We start from the raw sequence: 17,385 nt of genomic DNA on the forward strand, positions 1-17,385 counted from the left end.
TTTTTCAAATAGGGGGCTTTAAAGTTTTTTTCTTATGCAGACTTCGATATATGTGCAATTTTATTAATATAACTTCTATGAAAAAAATATTTATTTTATTTCTGCTATTTACATTGTTTTATAATTTCTCATATGCTCAGGATTCTTATAAAAAAAGATATTATGTGAAGGATAAAGTAGAATATGGAGAGAAGTTTTATAAAAATGATAAATTGGATTCAAAATCAAATGGATCTACTTTGACTTTGAATAAAGTCAAAGGGACAATTGACCCAGCGGTGTTGAAAATTGCTAAAAATGGAAAGGGATTATTGTCAAATGTAGCGTTTGGTGAAAAAGATAGTGTTAATTACCTTTTTATTAATCCTTGGTTAGTAAATACAGGCAGCGGTTATATTGATCGCAATAGTATTTACTATTATAAATTAGAAAACAGGCAGTCAGTTAAGATTAAGTTTAAGCAATGGTCTTTTAATGCGCTGACAATTCCCCTGAAAGTAAGGTTTGGAAAAGGTAAAACAGAGTTTTCAACTGGGGCTAACCTAGGAGCACTTTTGGGCTATACATTGGGGAAAACAAAATTCGTCCATCGTACTAAAATCGGGAATAAACAATACGACACAAAATCGACCTTTGGAATGTTTTTAGGCACAGATAAACTTGAATTTTCCTATGAGGATGATAATGAAAATGAGGTGAAAATTAAGACAGCAGTATTCTCCTCAGGTTTTGGATACATGTTTGCTTATCAAAACTTTAGTTTTGGTGTTCTAGGAGGATTGGATTTTGGATTGGGAGAAAATAGTTCAAAGTGGGACTTCCAAGGAAGACCTTGGTTGGGGGCCTCAATAGGGTACTCCTTATTTACATTTTAATTTTGTCTGAATTGGCATTTGGAAAATCGGTTGTTTCCGATTGTGTCAGACTCTTTAAACTGGCCTATGTTAGTTGATTTTTCGCTTTTAAAGAATGGCTAAGAAGAATTTTAAAAACTTAGCCCGAATACAAGATCAGAAGAGGTGTTTTATGGTTGTGAAGCCAAAATGATCTGTCATCAAACTTTTGGGTATATGGAAACTTAGAATTACTCACTCTATGAATCAAACTGAACTACACTACGTGACTACTAGATTTTTCAGATTAAATTTCTAATTTGAATCACCAAACAGCAAGGATTTTTTTTAAATGACAGTAATTCCCAACCAAAACCCCGAGCAGCTTGCCAGAGATCTGATTGATGCACAGTTGCAGCATGCCGGATGGCTGGTTCAGTCTAAAAACGAGGTCAATCTTTCTGCGGGTAAGGGAATTGCTATCCGAGAATACCAGACGTCATCCGGGCCTGCCGATTATGTGTTGTTTGTGGACCGTAAACCGGTTGGAGTCATTGAGGCAAAGCGTGACGAGGAAGGAGAGCGATTGACAGTGGTGGAGGATCAGTCTAAGGAGTATGCCAACAGCAAACTGAAGTACCTGAAACATGATAATTTGCCTTTTGTGTACGAAAGCACAGGGGCAATTACACGTTTTATAGATTATAACGACCCAAAGCCCCGATCACGTCCCGTCTTTCATTTCCATAAGCCGGAATCTTTGGCTGAATGGAGAAGCCAGTCTCGAACCTTACGGGCAAAATTGGCGGATTTTCCTCCTTTGGATGAATCTGGCTTGAGACCAGCCCAGAAAGCTGCCATTAGAAATCTGGAAAAGTCTTTTAAAGACAACAGACCGAAAGCACTGATCCAAATGGCTACAGGTGCGGGCAAAACATTTACTGCCTGTACTTTCGTCTATCGGTTACTGAAATTTGCCAAAGCAAAAAGGATTCTGTTTTTGGTGGATACCAAGAATCTGGGTGAGCAGGCTGAACAGGAATTTCTCAAGTATCAGCCTACGGATGATAATAGGAAATTCACTGAATTGTATAATGTGCAGCGCTTGACTTCAAGCTATATCGCATCCGACAGTCAGGTTTGTATTTCCACTATTCAGCGTTTGTATTCAATCTTGCAAGGCAAGGAACTGGAAGAATCAGCTGAAGAAGTTAATCCAAATGAATCAGGGTGGAACTGGCAGAAGAAGGATCCTTTGCCAGTAGCCTACACCCAGAAAAATCCGATCGAGCAGTTTGACTTTATCATCATCGATGAATGTCATCGATCCATATACAATCTATGGAAACAGGTGTTGGATTATTACGACGCCTTTTTGGTAGGGCTTACTGCCACACCCGACAAGCGAACCTTTGCGTTTTTTAATCAAAATGTAGTCTCTGAGTACACCTATGAGGAATCTGTCGCAGACGGAGTGAATGTGCCTTACGATGTGTTTACTATAGAAACAGAGATCACCAAAGCCGGCTCGATTATCAAGGCGAAAGAGTTTGTAGATAAGCGGGAGAAGCTGACCCGGCGCAAGCGCTGGGAGCAGCTGGACGATGATTTGGCCTATACACCAAACAAGCTGGATAAAGAGGTGGTGAACCCCAGCCAGATCAGAACCATCATCCGTGCATTTAAAGAAGCTTTGCCAAATATCTTCCCGGATAGATTCGATGAAGATGGGGAATTTGAAGTGCCAAAGACCTTGATCTTTGCCAAGACAGACAGCCATGCGGATGACATTATTCAGATCGTACGGGAGGAATTCAATGAAGGCAATGATTTCTGTAAAAAGATCACCTATAAGATCGAAGAAGATCCCAAGTCTGTTCTTACCCGCTTCCGCAATTCCTGGGCTCCACGGATTGCAGTCACCGTGGATATGATCGCCACAGGGACAGATGTCAAGCCTTTGGAAGTTTTGCTCTTTATGCGTGATGTGAAAAGCAGCAATTACTTTGAGCAAATGAAAGGTAGGGGAACACGTACAATCAACTTTGATGATTTGCAGAAAGTAACCCGAACCGCCAAACATACCAAAACACATTTTGTCATAGTCGATGCCATCGGGGCGATCAAGTCGAAGAAAACAGATAGCCGTCCTCTGGAGCGTAAGCCTACCATTCTACTAAAGGACTTATTGGGAGCTGTAAAAATGGGAGCACAGGATGAGGATTTGTTCCTTTCCCTTGCCAACCGATTGTTACGTCTGGAAAAAGAACTGAATCCTACGGAAAAAGACAGATTCGCTGAACTGGCTCAGGGAAAAAGCATGCAGACTGTCATCAAAGATTTGCTCAATGCCTACAACCCGGATGTGATCGAAGGCATTGAATCCAAGGTAGCACAAGAGAAGTTAGGCGAGGCTCCTGATGAAATTTCGAAGACCATCGAGCTTGAAGTAGATCGGTTGAGAACAACTGCAGCCCAAGTCTTCACAGGGGAACTAACAGAGTATGTTGAGAAAGTCCGTAAAGCGCATGATCAGGTGATTGATGGGGTCAACTTGGACAAGGTGACCAAAGCCGAATGGGATACCTTCACCACAGAGAAAGCAGAGCAGGTTATTCAGGATTTTACAGAATACATCCAAACGCATAAAGAGGAAATCATCGCTTTGGAGATTTTCTATGATCAGCCTTATAGGAGAAGGGAACTGACCTTGAAAATGGTCAAAGACCTGCTGGAACTAATCAAGCTGGATAGGCCTCAACTTGCACCCAATTACATCTGGGAAGCTTATAAGCAACTAGATCAGGTAAAGGAAAACTCTCCCAAGAGCGAATTGGTTGCTTTGGTATCGCTGATTAGGAAAGTTGCTGGTATAGACGGGCAACTGACTCCCTATGATGCTACAGTTCAGGAGAATTTCCGGAAGTGGATTTTTCAGCAGAATGCCGGACAGCATAACAAGTTCACCGAAGAGCAGCTGGCATGGCTTCGGATGATCAAAGGCCATATCGCTTCTAGTTTCCATATAGACGTGGAGGATCTGGATTACACACCTTTTGATGGTCAGGGCGGAAGAGGAACTATGTGGAAAATGTTTGGGACAGATACAGTCGCCTTACTAGAGGAATTAAATAAGGAGCTTTCAGCATAAGAAGAAGTAAGGGCTACCTTTGCAAAAATTATGATGTATTACAGAAGGAAAATAGTATTGGCGATTTTGGAGGCCTTTGGGGGCGAGCTGGAAAAACTTCAGTTGCAAAAGTTGCTGATGCTTTTTACTACCTACCAGCAGGAAAAAAGCTTTCATTTTGTGCCTTACAAGTTCGGGTGCTTTTCTTTTCAGGCAAATGCTGATCTCTCCACGATGAAGAAGTATGAGCAAGTAGCCGAAAGTGAGAAGACCTGGAAGAAGCTGGATCAGACTGCCTATTGGGGAAATCTGAAGCCAGAGGATAGAATGGCAGTGACCAAACTGAAAACGAAATTTGAGGGAAAGACTTCCGGAGAATTGATACGCTATACGTATGTCAATTTCCCCTATTATGCCATTAACAGTACGGTGGCAGAGCGACATCTGAATACAGAGGAAAAGGCAATAGTAAAAGCCAAAAAACCAAAATCTTCCAAAAAAGCCCTCTTTACCATCGGATATGAAGGTCTTAGTCTGGAAGAATACATAAACAAGCTCTTGGATGCTGATGTGAAGGTGCTCTGTGATGTGCGAAAGAATTCCTTCAGTATGAAGTACGGGTTTAACAAATCCCAATTGCAGATGGCTTGTGATGGGGTGGGGATACGGTTTATCCATATTCCTGAAGTGGGAATAGTGGCTGATAAAAGAAAAGAACTGAATACCCAGAAAGATTACGATGTGCTTTTTGAGGACTACAAAAAGACAGTCTTACCCCAGACGATATCCCAACAAGAAGAAATACTGGAGCTGATCCGAACCCATGAACGAGTGGCAATTACCTGCTTTGAAGCTAATATATGTCAGTGTCACCGCAAGCATTTGGCTGAGGCTATCTGTGAACTTCCTGCCTTTGATTATGAACTAATACACCTGTAAGCTATGCCCAGAGAGAAAATTCTTTTGACCGTCACTACCTATCCTTTGCCTTCAAGAAGTTATGACGAATTGGTCTGTACCGCAGGAATGAGGGAAGACGGCACTTGGATAAGGATTTACCCTATGCCTTTAAGTTATCTCAATGGGCTGAAATCTACAGGGAAAGTTAAAACTAGAAAATACACCTGGATAGAATTGGATCTGGTAAAGCGAACAGATGATTTCCGTCCTGAGAGTTACTCTCCTCAGGATTATGAATTTAAAGACATTGCCATAGGTGATACGATAGACACCAAAAACAACTGGCAAGCTAGGAAATCCATCTGTCTTCAAAATGTATATACCAATTTGAACAAGCTTATCGAAGACTCCAAAGATCCTCAGAACGTCTCTTTGGCTACTTTTAAACCTACAAAGATCAATCGCTTGATCATTCAGAAGGATGATGCCGATTGGAAACCTGTCTGGAAAGCTCTGCAAGATCAGATGGACATGTTTAATGAGCCCAAAGAAGAGGCTAAAGAAGTATTCCCGAAGGTTCCCTGGAAATTCAAGTATGAATTTGAAGATGATGAAAGTAGGGTTTCCAGGCTTATGATTGAGGATTGGGAGATTGGGCAGCTGTACTGGAAATGTCTTAAAGGTGCGCAAGGAGATCAGGATATCGCTTTGGAAAAAGTACGGGAACAGTACGAAAAGAACTTTTTGGAAAACAAGGATCTTTTCTTTTTCCTGGGTACTACCAAAGAATGGCATATGCGGAGAGCCAATAATCCATTTGTAATTATTGGGGTATTTTATCCTATGCTTCCCCCTAAGCCAGAAGCTACACCTTTGTTTGGGTAATTATGTCAGATTCCCCAATTGAAAAAATACATATTGATGAATTTCTTACGCTGGTTGAAGGATTGGAAGTTTATAAATCAGATCGACAAAGTCCTCCTGAACCCGATTTCTGTGCCCAAACCAATCTGGGGATGATTGGAATTGAACATACCCGTCTATTTAAGAAGTTAGATACTAATAGTATTGATCCTGTAGCGGAAGACCGTCTGGCAGATGATGTGCTGAATAAGGCTAATGAAATATTTCAGAAAATGTCAGATTATAAAGTCCATGTTACTGTTTCTTTTCGCTCTGATTATGGTGTTGGAAGAATAATACCAAACCCTCAATCTCTTCAAAAAGTCAATAAAACAGAACTGGCAAATCAAATAGCCCAATTTGTACTTGAAAATATTCCAGATGAAGAGACCTATGTGGATATTCAGAATCCCGATTCCTGGTCTAGAGAATACGTACTCCCAGAAATTGTTAAGTCAGTAAACATAGGATTATACTCAAAAATGTCTCATTCAGCTTTCGGGGCAATGGCTTTTCATTGGGCTCCTACATTGGAGAATGGCTCTACTTTTTTTGATACGCTTAAAAGGAAAAATGGGAAACCTAGAAATTATCAGATTGACTATTTTCAAATTTGGCTAGTCATGGTAACCAGTCCGTTTAATTTGACCATGGATTTTGATTTTAATCGAAGTGAATTGCCAATAGTAGAATCTCCTTTCGATAAAGTCTTTATTTACCGACATGGGGATAAGAAGTATCACGAATTACCTAAAATGGCGAAATGAAAAAGGACTGGATTGAAGTTGAACTCGGAAATGTCTTAGTTCAATCTAAAGAAAGATATAAGCCAGATGGAGAACAGGAGCATTTTTATGTAGGGTTAGAACATATTGCTAAAGAGATAGGGACCCTCACTGATTCAAACAGGATAGAAAAGATAACTACTTTAAAAAACAAGTTTGAGTCGGGTCAAATCCTTTACGGAAAACTTCGTCCCTATTTAAACAAGGTGTATTTAGCAAAAGAATCTGGTGTTTGTTCAACAGATATACTTGTATTTCATCCAACTGATCTGGTCTTTTCAAAGTTTGCTCACCTCTACATGCTTTCTAGGAAATTTGTAAACCACATGTCAGAGAATACGAGTGGGGTCAATTTGCCAAGAGTTTCGACTTCATATATTAATTCTTATCCTTTTCCCCTTCCATCCCTCCCTGAGCAGCGAGCCATTGTCGCCCGGATTGAGGAACTGTTTAGTGACTTGGATCATGCCATAGCCAATCTCAAATCCGCCCAATCCAAACTCGAAATCTACCGCCAAGCTGTGCTGAAAAAGGCTTTTGAGGGGGGATACTCAAATGGAAAAGATTGGGAATGGAAAAAATTCAAGGATTGCGGATCTTGGAAAGGAGGAGGTACACCATCAAAGGCAAATCATTCTTTCTGGCAAAATGGATCAGTATTGTGGGTGTCTCCAAAAGACATGAAGGAGAAAATAATTTCTGACACCATTGATAAGATCACCAAAGAGGCAATTGATAATTCTTCTGCAAAATGGATTAAAAGTGGTTCCATCTTATTTGTTGTTAGAAGTGGGATACTCAGAAGAACTTTGCCAATTGCAATTTCCAAGTTCAATCTTACAGTAAACCAAGATTTGCAAGCATTCACACCTAATTTAGATTTAGATCCTGTTTTTGTTTATTGGTTTTGCAAATCCAGAGAAAGAGATATCAGGGAAACTTGTGCTAAAGATGGAACTACTGTAGAGAGCGTAGACTCAATGTCTCTAAAAAATTATCTTATTCCGATTAGTCCCCAATTGGAACAACTTGAAATCGTCCAAGAAATAGAATCCCGGCTTTCCGTAGCAGATAAATTAGCAGAAACCATACAGACTAATCTGCAGAAATCAGAATCCCTTCGCCAAAGTATCTTGAAAAAAGCCTTTGAGGGGAAGCTGCTTACTGAAGCGGAACTGGATACCTGTCGCAAAGAATCGGGCTGGGAGCCAGCGGAGAAGATGTTGGAGAGGATAAAGAAGAATAGAAAAATAAACAAGTAAAATATGGCTAAGAAAGAAATCACTGCTCGTTTGATGCGTTTAACGTGGAATAGATTCAACTGGGAAAGACCTCAGGGCCATGTTTGGTCAAAGACCAAGCAAAGAGATACTGCATATGCTTATGAACATCAATATGGCTTTGGCCATGAGGAGTGGCTTTTTAATCAGGATTTTAATTTCGATGGCTATCAGTATGGATATATAAGGGGAGTAGAAGATATGCCTGTTGCTGATAAAATAATTGAGAAAGTGATACTATTCACTATTAATGAGGAGACTAAATCACGATACCTTGTGGGGGAACTTAAACAGGTTGAGATTCTAGACGAGAATGAGGATTTTCAGGATCATTTTGAAAAAGAGCTAAGTGTTATAATCGATCAGTTAAGGGAAGTAAATGCTGATTATAAAAGTGCTAAAAAAGATGGTCTTTGGGTTAATGTTAGATTTAAAATGGAAAACGCGTTCCTATACTCTGACTTAATTCACAGTCCGTATTTGGATATAAATGAGAAGAAATTCAGGAGATTTAAACCGTTTAAATTAACCTTCGAAGAAGAATCTAAATTGGGGTTGGAAGAGATTAAAAACCCCTTTTTCAAGTTCAATTCTGGAGAGGTGATTTTTAAAGGCGGTCATTCACGAAATATAAAAAAGTCGACAAAGAGCATAACTCGTTCTCATTCAGCTTTAACCCAAGATTTGTATAAATACCATTTGAATGTTTTAAAAATCAGCTCCGATTTTTTGTCGGCTGAAAAATCAACTGTTGGGGACTGTCTAGTTGATTTTGCAATTAATGAAGGGGGATTGTTTAGTATTTATGAAGCAAAAACCTGTAGTACTGGATTGTTGAATTTTCGGCAAGCATTAGGTCAGTTATTTGAATATGCATTTCTTGATTCTACAATATGTATCAAAAAACTAGTAATTGTCGGCCCAGTTAAATTGAAAGAATTTGAAGTATCGTACCTCAATCAAATTAGGTCAGCTATAAATGTGAAAATTGAATATTGGGCTTACCAAAAAAGTGAGAAAGATCTCAAAAATAGGTTTTTAATCTATTAATAATTAAGAAATGACAGAATCAGCATTAATATCAAAAGTCTGGAATTTTGCCAATGTGCTCCGTGATGATGGAGTAGGCTATGGGGATTACCTTGAGCAGATTACCTACCTGCTTTTCCTCAAGATGGCGGACGAAATGTCCAAGCCTCCCTATTCCAAAAGCATTGACTTTCCGCGGATCAAGGATACGGAAGGAAAGGAAATCGAAGATGGGGAGTATTGCGATTGGGAAACCCTTTCCAAGAAAAGAGGGGCAGAACTCGAAGCCTATTATTCCCAAATGCTTCGCTCGCTGGCAACGGAGAAAGGAATTCTTGGTCAAATCTTTACCAAGTCTCAAAACAAAATCCAGGATCCTGCAAAGCTGCTCCGTGTGATCGATATGATCGGCAAGGAGCAATGGACCATGGTGGGGGCAGATATAAAAGGGGATATTTACGAAGGACTGTTGGAGAAAAACGCTTCTGATACCAAATCCGGTGCAGGTCAGTATTTCACGCCAAGGGCGTTAATCCAAGCCATGGTGGAGTGTCTGGCTCCACAGCCTGGTAAGAAAATCCATGACCCAAGTTGCGGGACAGGAGGATTTTTCCTTGCTGCCTATGATTACATCATCAAGCACAATTCCCTAGACCGGGATCAAAAGCATTTTCTTAAAAACAGCACCTTTTCGGGAAATGAGATTGTAGCCGGTACACGAAGGCTCTGCCTGATGAATATGTTCTTGCATAACATCGGCGAGATCGACGGAGACACCTTTATCTCTCCTAACGATGCATTGATCGCTGACGAAGGAATCAGGGTGGACTACGTGCTTGCAAATCCTCCCTTTGGGAAGAAGAGCAGTATGACCATCACCAACGAGGAAGGTGAACAGGAGAAACAGGATCTTAGCTACAACAGGCAGGATTTCTGGGCTTCCACTTCCAACAAGCAACTGAACTTCCTCCAGCACATCCGTTCATTGCTGAAGATCAATGGAGAGGCGGCGGTGGTACTGCCTGACAATGTATTATTTGAAGGAGGAGCGGGAGAAACGGTCCGTAAGGAACTGCTGAAAACAACCGAGCTGCATACCATTCTTCGACTTCCTACGGGCATCTTCTATGCCAACGGAGTGAAAGCAAATGTGCTGTTCTTTGATAATAAACCTGCGTCCAAAGAGGCTTGGACCAAGGAAGTGTGGATATACGATTACAGAACCAATATCCACCACACCCTGAAGAAGGGAACCATGCAGTTGGAGGACTTGCGGGAATTTATCACACTATACAATCCATCCAACCGTCACAAGCGGAAAGAAACCTACACAGATGCTACTCCTGATGGACGCTGGAGGAAATTCATCTATCAAGAGATCATCGCCAGAGACAAAACCAACCTGGATATCTTCTGGCTTAAGGACAAGAGCCTGGCAGACCTAGAAAACCTTCCCGATCCTGATGTATTGGCATTGGAGATCCTAGAGGATGTAGAGGCTGCTTTGGAAGGGTTTAGAGGTATTGTGGGGGTGTTGGAAAAGTAATTTATATGAAAGCATTTCATTATACATCAGGACAAGCCTTGTTTAAAATTTTAGAAACTCAGAAACTGCAGTGTTCTAATTTGAGGTTTATGAATGATCCTTCGGAGGAATTCTATTTCGATAAACTACTTCAGGAATTATTTGACTCAGAGGGGCAAGAATTTGAATTTATCTATAAAACTCTTTATAACAAATCATATGACACAGCAGTATTAAATCCTACTGATAAATTCATTGCTTCGTTCAGTAAGAACAGCGATTCATTATCTATGTGGAATTATTACTCTAAAGGTAATGGGTATAACTTCGAAGTAGATCTACAAAAAATTATAGATAAGAATAATACTAAGGACTTGTCTGTTTGTCTAATTGAACTTGATTATGATAAAGCGAATCATTTTAAGCTTTTAATGGATTTGATGTCACAGCATAAGGGTAATGCTGAGATTTATTCACAATTAATGGAAGAGTATGACAGTGGAAATACTAAGAACAGGGAGGGTTATATTTTAAATCAAACTCTAGGTATTGAGGCGCGATTTAATGAGGAATTAGATCAACTTAAAATCAAATTTAAACATCCAGCTTATGCTAGAGAGGAAGAGGTTAGGTTGGTAATCTCGGAATATCAAGGGCCAAAAGAAGGACAAAGAGTTGAATTTAAACCCTCTGCTTCAGGGGTTTTTGTTAGCTATATTACGCTTGAAATTTCAGGTTGTATAACTAGTGTAACTACACATCCTCTAAATAGAGACTTACATAAATTAGGAGTCAAAGAATTCTTAAAAAGTGATTTGAGATTTAAAAATATTGAGGTTAAAGCTTCGGAAATCCCATTTAGAGAAGTATGAAAAGTAAATTGATATAAAATGACTGAGGACTTTGATCTTTTTGATAAAGATTTTGAAAATGAAAGTAAAGAACAAAAGGAACGTGAAAAACATCAGGAAAAACAGTATGAAAAATTTAAAGGACTTGGAGTAGAAGGGATTCAGAATATTAATCCAGTTTGGGCTACTGGTAAATTTATGGATCAAAACATGATGAATAGACTTGAACCAAATGGTAGCTATGCACATATCCAAGTCAGTACCATAGGTCTTATAGAAGAGGTTGATTTTGGAGAGTTAAACCCAAAAATACTATTTAGTGGTGATATGGCAAGTGATATGAGATTTGTGACGACTTTGGATAGATGGGAAGGAGGTCTTCCAGTTGATCCCCCTGAATTGGGAATAGATATAAATAATGGAAAAATAAACTTCAAGGTTTCGGATGGAAGACATAGAGCTATTTTAGCTTTCCATCTGGGCGAAGATTGCATTCCGGTTTATGTCCATAAAAGTAATATTGAACATATTAAAATTCTTGTAAAAACCTGTTAAGAATAATTAAACTTCGCTATCTGAACCGTTTTTCTTAGGTTATGTAGCCTCAAATGAATGCACTCAAACCTGTAAATACAATTATTACTTATGACAGTTCTCTTTTTGATCGATGCCTCAATTCCTGATTGGATTCAGGCGATTGGTGCAGTAGTTGCTGCAATTGGATTGGTTTGGACCCTAATTCTGCAACGCAAGACACTTAAAGAACAACAAGTCATAACTCAGTTGGACCGTCAGCGATATCTCGATAGCTTTCGTCCAGCTTTTGATTTCGAAAATTTGCAATATTCGAAGGATGGACAAAATCGAAAAGTGACCTTCATTGTACGGATTATTGAAAATTCGATTCAGAATCTGAAAATCACACATAACTTCCCTGATGTTGACAAAATCGTGATACCGAACTACATTGAGGATGTTATTCTGCCGAAGGGATATTCGTTTCCTTTCGAGATGCACTTCACTTTCTCGGAAGTGTTTCTTGAAATTGAGGTGTATTCTGGAAACTCAATAATTTTTGAATTTGAAGACATATTTGGGAATAAGTATCTGCAAGCATTAGTTTATAAGGGTAGTGAGAACCTTTTCATGCATCCGGCTCACCGCATTTAGACACCCCCCCAACAACTAAGCGTTCGTTGCATGAGTAGCACAGCTTATCACTACTTCACAAATAGGAAATAGAGCCAATCCAATAACCCGCACCAAAAATCTGAAATAGGATCCTGTGACCCACTTTCTATTTTAATTTGTAAAATGGCACAGATGGATGCAAATAATTCTGTGGGCCAACCAAAAAACACCGCATTTACCTCACATTTCCTCCCATTTCCCCAAAAAAAATACCCTGTACAGGGTATGTGCTGGTATCATTTTATTGCTTTTCTTGCATACAGCATTTTAGTTTTTGAAATCTAAGATCCCGAGAAGCGAAGCGATTCGGGAACAACCAACCTACTTCTTATTCTTAGCACCATTTGGAGCAGAGCCGATCACCCTCTCTCTTCAGGAGAGGGCGGGGGGTGAGGTAGAGCAGCCAACTTTTATCACACTCATCCGGGCTTAAATCCGGGAACCAACTTTAAGTTAAGTTCTCGACCAAAATCGAGATATCATCGATAGGGAACTGTTACATTTTCATCCTTGAATGTAAATAATATACAGGTAATGGCTAAGCAGAAAGAAGATTTCAATTCTAGAAAATATATGGAAATGGCTATAGAAGTCATGAATAAATCCATACAAGAACCTAGGAATGATAAGGTTAGTCCAAAAGTAGGTGCGTTACTGATTAAAACCAACGGAGAGATTGAATCCGCCTTTCGAGGTGAATTGCGACATGGAGACCATGCTGAATTTACATTGTTGGAGCGAAAAAACCGTGCTGTTTCCTTAGATGATTCTCTTCTATTCGCTACACTTGAACCCTGTGCTCCTGGTGCTCGAAAGCATCCTAAATTAGGCTGTGCAGAAAGAATCGTGAATGCAAGAATCAAAAAAGTTTGGATAGGCATTGAAGACCCTGACCCTTCAGTAGATCGAAAAGGTATAAAGTATTTAATTGACAATGGTGTTGAGGTAGAAATGTTTGATGCTGACTTGCAGGAAGAAATAAGAAAAGCAAATAAACAATTTATTCAGGAAGCAGAGGAAAGAGCAAAGCAGGCAAAGTCAGAAAAGGAACCTGTTGTTCTATCTGAAAAGGAAAAAGTGGAGACCAAATCTCATTTAGATGATTTGTCTGAAAAACAATTAATCTCTTTTATCAATAAAGCAAAACTTGATGTAGAAATAGATTCCACCAACTTTCACCGGGTATTTACCCAGTTGGGTTTACTCGAGTTGGTAGAAGGAAAATATCTTCCTACTGGTCTAGGTTTATTGCTATTTGGTGAGCGTCCTCAGTTAGTGTATCCTAATGCATTGATTAGGGCTACTTATAAAACAGAGGGTAGAAGAGAGGAAATAGAAACAGTAGAAGGTTCGCTTATATCGCAAGCCGATAGAATACAGAACTGGTACGAAACTCATATCGGCAGCCAAATAGATAGATCAAGAGCTGAGCGTCAAACAATCTATGATTATCCGTTGGTTGTTTTTCGCGAAGCGATTATTAATGCAATTGTTCACCGGGATTATGATCTGCATGGAGCACCTATCTATTTTGAGATTAATGACGAGGCTATCATTATTAAAAGCCCGGGAGAGCCAGTTCGTCCTTTGAAAATTGAGCAAATTAAAGCCTTTAATGCCCCCTCCCTAAGTAGAAATCCTAAAATCATGTATGTCTTCGATCAAATGAAATTGGTCGAGCAGAGAGGGTTAGGCTTTCAGACGATTAAAGATTTACCTGTTAAGTTTGGTTTACCACTTCCCTTGGTTTCATATGAAGAACCCTATATGGTTTTCACCTTCCCTAGAAGTGGTGAAGCCTTAAAGTCCATTTCCGGGAGTGCACAATTGAATCAATTGAACTCAGATGAATTAAAAGGATATGATTTCATAAGAGTCAAGGAGAGGATTACTAGAAAAGAATATGAGGATTATTTTGCCTTCGATAAAAAGAAAGCAGAAAGACATCTGACCCATATGACAGATCTAGAGTTGATAGTGCGCAAAGGATCAGGCAGAGGCACCTATTATGAAATGATCGCGACATAATTAAGTTTTGTCTGTCGCAAATTGTTAAATAAGAATGATTTCAAAAGCTTATCGCGACAATATAGATGTCGCGATGTCGCGGAAAAAGTATTGGTAAAAATTGCTTTCAATTATTAGATACAACTTTTAGGAAACTAAATATACTAACATGTTAAACTGGTTATTTGGGAAAAAACCTGCAGGACAAGGTAAAACAGGCATTTATAAGGTGGATAATGGGGTTATAGTCGACCTGGAGGAAAGTCCTGGGAATGGATCTATTAATGCTATAATAGAATATTTAGGATTTGATACAAGTCAGGTTCATACGATTTTCACTTTTGATTCACCAGTGATTGAGATCATTGGGTTTAAGATTTTTACTCAAGAACCGGTTTTTACTTTGGCAAAGAATAAAGCAACGAGAGTGGATTTCAGAAGCTTGATTAAGGAGATAAAAGGTATTGATTGGGAATACGAGTATTCCAGTCACACAGTTGAGGATGCTTTATCTGAAGGTATTGAGAGGGAATCATTCACATTTGACTTTTTAAACTCAGTGCTTTTACTTAAGCGGGAAGGGGATGATCTTTATCAAGCTCCGAAATTTGGGCTGTACCTTAAGTTTGAAAATGGATTATTAAAAAGCTTTACTTCGTCTGATTGGTCAAACTCTGCATCCAAATGGTTGAAAGGTATCAATAACACCATGTTTGAAGGCATGCTATCCGAGGCAATGCAATACCATAGAAATGAAATAGAAGCCATGGAAGAAGTCAATTTACAGTGTGAAGCATTAAGAGGGATTCCTCAGGCTATACAAAATGAGTTTATATACCTTCATGAAAAGCTCAACGGTAATATCAATTTTTTCAATCTGTTGGCAGCGCACTATAATCTACTTGCTGGTGAAAGGATAAAAATAGATGATTTCAAAACTGTCAATAAAGGCAGATATGTCGCCATTGATGAAACCACGCTCAAAGCAGGTCAATTTGTTTTTCAATTTGATTCAAATGGATTTCTTTCCCAATCTCAGGATTCCTAACTCAGAAAGGAATTTGAACCAAAAGTTATTAAAAGTAAATGTAGTTTTGGAATCAAATCCTACCCTTTTTAAAGTCGATCACTCTTAAGTGAAAAAAATACTGATATGGATATTATTAATTTTGATGAATTTTCAAGGATTATAAATGCAGGAGGTGATATATCAAATAAGAAATTATTTGAACCAGCTTCTTTTTCATCCCGAGGTATTGGAAAAGATTTAACTTTTAAAAATTGTGTTTTTGAAAAAGGCTTGAGATTTAACACATTTAGTGTTAGTAGGAAAATTCGTTTCGAAAAATGCATTTTTAAGGACTATGTTTATTTTATTGATACTACCTTTCGTCGAACTCCTGAGATCATTGATTGCGATTTTGAAAATGAAGTTATATTAAACAATTGTATATTACCTGGTTTACATTTTTCTGGAGGAAGTATTAAGAAGCTGACTTTTAGCAATTCATTAAGAAATGTTGGAGTTCATTATGGAGAGGTTAAATTTCTAAATAGTATACAAATTGAAAAATTAGAGTTTCGGAAGTTAATAACTGACAAGGCTATAAAGTTGATTCAGGTTAATATAGAGACTTTAAGTATAGGAAAATCAACCTTTGAGGAGAGCTTTTGTTTTGCAGATGTTGATGACAAAGGTTTTTACAAAGGCAGGGAAATATTTATAACATCTTCTAAATTTTTTGGAAGAGTTGATTTTCACAAAGGTGAAATTGAAGAGAATATTTATATCCAAAAAGTAGAGTTCAATGAACAATTTGTTTTTAGAAAAAAATTTCGATCAAGAGAAATTAGTATGGATCAAGTTAGATCTGGATACAGTGTTTCTATTGATTATAGAAATAATCTGGAAACTTTGAATTTGTCAAATTTAGTTTTTGATTTAGGGATGTCTGTTTTCAGTGGGTCAAGCTTGTGTGCTCATAAATTAGATGATTTGGCTACTGAGGGGAAATTAGATATTAATTTTTCAGGGTTGTTTTATGGGAATTTTCTTGTAGAGAATATAGATATTAATACTATTAATATGCATGGTAGTAATTTTGGTAATATTGTTTTTAATAACATCTCTACTAATTGGATTTGGATAACAGATTTTATCAATAATCAAAAAGTTCATTTCAAAGGTTTAAAGCTAAATGAAAGTTTTAACGTTTTGGTTATTCATGATGCTACCATGGGAAATATCGAGTTTGAAAACACGAATTTCATGAAGTTTAATGAGTTGGTAATTTCAAAAAGTGAAATTTCTAATTTAGCTCTCACTAACTGTATTCCTCCACGAAGAATTCAAATAAGAACAAAGAATCCCAAAATTGGAGTAGGCGCCGAGATCTCACTTGATAGCAAAATTAGTAGCAACGTTTATTTCAGAGATAGTTATAGACAATTAAAACAATCCATGGAGAAGGCTGGAAATCGCTATTACTCACTCCATTATAAGTCGTTGGAGATGCACTACCACTGGAAAGAACTTAGATTCGGATGGGATAAGGTATTATTAACTTTTAATTGGCTATCCAACAACCATGGTGTTAGTTGGGTAAGAGGGATTGTATTTACTTTGACTTGTACATTTATTACCTTTTCATTGCTTGTAGCACAAGTGGAAACGCCATTTTTTGTATGGAATTTTAATGCCACAACAGGCGAAATCATTAAAGGATTCAAGGCTGGGTTACCAGAATTTGTAAAATATCTCTCGTCTTTCCCCTCGTTAATAATTTCGGGACTCAATGAGAACGACTATAAAGTAAGTGGTATAGTTCTCTTCTCTAGAATACTTATAGGTATTGGCATTTTTCAAACTATCTCAGCATTTAGAAAATATGGTGGGAAATCTTAGATTTCAAAATGTGGGAGTATTAGCTGTTTATTATTTGTTATTCACT

The 17,385-nt window shown here is 38.3% G+C and carries 14 protein-coding genes; all 14 read left to right on the forward strand.

Annotated elements, in window-relative coordinates:
- Positions 1–77 precede the first annotated feature (77 nt).
- The 14 genes from AACZ87_RS18475 (at position 78) to AACZ87_RS18540 (ending at position 17,339) form a co-directional block, all read left to right on the forward strand.
- Entirely contained in the window at positions 78–875 is a 798-nt protein-coding gene (locus AACZ87_RS18475; protein ID WP_339869360.1) for a hypothetical protein, read from the forward strand.
- A 310-nt stretch (positions 876–1,185) separates the two neighbouring features.
- Positions 1,186–3,984 (forward strand): DEAD/DEAH box helicase family protein, encoded by a 2,799-nt coding sequence (locus tag AACZ87_RS18480; RefSeq protein ID WP_339869361.1) that lies wholly within the window; start codon positions 1,186–1,188, stop codon positions 3,982–3,984.
- Between the two features lie 30 nt (positions 3,985–4,014).
- Positions 4,015–4,902 carry a DUF488 family protein gene (locus tag AACZ87_RS18485; protein ID WP_339869362.1) on the forward strand — a complete coding sequence of 296 codons (888 nt, stop codon included), beginning with the start codon at positions 4,015–4,017 and terminating at the stop codon, positions 4,900–4,902.
- 3 nt (positions 4,903–4,905) lie between these two features.
- Complete coding sequence (locus AACZ87_RS18490; protein WP_339869363.1) at positions 4,906–5,748, forward strand: hypothetical protein; 843 nt, start codon at positions 4,906–4,908, stop codon at positions 5,746–5,748.
- Positions 5,749–5,750: 2 nt separating this feature from the next.
- Complete coding sequence (locus AACZ87_RS18495; protein ID WP_339869364.1) at positions 5,751–6,533, forward strand: hypothetical protein; 783 nt, start codon at positions 5,751–5,753, stop codon at positions 6,531–6,533.
- A complete protein-coding gene (locus tag AACZ87_RS18500; RefSeq protein ID WP_339869365.1) occupies positions 6,530–7,813 on the forward strand; it encodes a restriction endonuclease subunit S in 1,284 nt (427 codons plus the stop codon). Before AACZ87_RS18495 ends, AACZ87_RS18500 begins: the two co-directional genes overlap by 4 nt.
- Positions 7,814–7,816: 3 nt before the next feature.
- Positions 7,817–8,881 (forward strand): hypothetical protein, encoded by a 1,065-nt coding sequence (locus tag AACZ87_RS18505; protein WP_339869366.1) that lies wholly within the window; start codon positions 7,817–7,819, stop codon positions 8,879–8,881.
- A 10-nt stretch (positions 8,882–8,891) separates the two neighbouring features.
- On the forward strand, positions 8,892–10,406 hold the full coding sequence (locus AACZ87_RS18510) for a class I SAM-dependent DNA methyltransferase (RefSeq protein WP_339869367.1): 1,515 nt from the start codon (positions 8,892–8,894) through the stop codon (positions 10,404–10,406).
- 5 nt (positions 10,407–10,411) lie between these two features.
- Positions 10,412–11,257, forward strand: a complete 846-nt coding sequence (locus tag AACZ87_RS18515) for a DUF2971 domain-containing protein (RefSeq protein ID WP_339869369.1) — start codon at positions 10,412–10,414, stop codon at positions 11,255–11,257.
- A gap of 18 nt (positions 11,258–11,275) precedes the next feature.
- Positions 11,276–11,791, forward strand: coding sequence for a hypothetical protein (locus AACZ87_RS18520; protein ID WP_339869371.1), 516 nt, complete (start codon positions 11,276–11,278; stop codon positions 11,789–11,791).
- Positions 11,792–11,881: 90 nt separating this feature from the next.
- Entirely contained in the window at positions 11,882–12,406 is a 525-nt protein-coding gene (locus AACZ87_RS18525; protein ID WP_339869372.1) for a hypothetical protein, read from the forward strand.
- A 555-nt stretch (positions 12,407–12,961) separates the two neighbouring features.
- Positions 12,962–14,455, forward strand: coding sequence for an ATP-binding protein (locus AACZ87_RS18530; RefSeq protein ID WP_339869373.1), 1,494 nt, complete (start codon positions 12,962–12,964; stop codon positions 14,453–14,455).
- Positions 14,456–14,603: 148 nt separating this feature from the next.
- Positions 14,604–15,482 (forward strand): hypothetical protein, encoded by an 879-nt coding sequence (locus AACZ87_RS18535; protein WP_339869375.1) that lies wholly within the window; start codon positions 14,604–14,606, stop codon positions 15,480–15,482.
- 105 nt (positions 15,483–15,587) lie between these two features.
- A complete protein-coding gene (locus tag AACZ87_RS18540) occupies positions 15,588–17,339 on the forward strand; it encodes a hypothetical protein (protein WP_339869377.1) in 1,752 nt (583 codons plus the stop codon).
- Positions 17,340–17,385: the final 46 nt, after the last annotated feature.

It is taken from the genome of uncultured Algoriphagus sp., from assembly GCF_963974365.1.
Lineage (GTDB): Bacteria > Bacteroidota > Bacteroidia > Cytophagales > Cyclobacteriaceae > Algoriphagus.